The sequence below is a fragment of the Pseudomonas sp. SIMBA_067 genome (assembly GCF_046534675.1).
Taxonomy (GTDB): Bacteria; Pseudomonadota; Gammaproteobacteria; order Pseudomonadales; family Pseudomonadaceae; genus Aquipseudomonas; species Aquipseudomonas putida.
The window spans coordinates 1-237 of sequence record NZ_JAWRYH010001308.1 but is presented as its reverse complement, the minus strand read 5'-3'; the positions used below and the strand labels follow the sequence as shown (position 1 = coordinate 237).

The window sequence follows — 237 nt, the reverse complement described above, 5'->3', positions numbered from 1 at the left end:
CGAGCGCATCGAGCCGCCGCCCTTGTCCGCCGCGTGGGCCAACACGGTCGGCACCTACCAGGTGCTCAGCAGCCATGAACCCGACGCGCCATTGAGTGGCATCAGCGTGCGCCAGGAGGACGGTTTCCTGGTGATTCGCGGCCAATTGCACGGCGAGCCGCTGACCGACTACATCCTGCTGCCCATCGACAACGCCCATGCGGTGCTGGCCGGCAACGGCTACGGCCTGGGCGATAC

The 237-nt window shown here is 67.5% G+C and carries 1 pseudogene; it reads left to right on the top strand.

Features of this window, described 5'->3' with window-relative positions:
• Positions 1-237, top strand: a pseudogene (locus SB765_RS33560) (serine hydrolase); the annotation flags it as partial.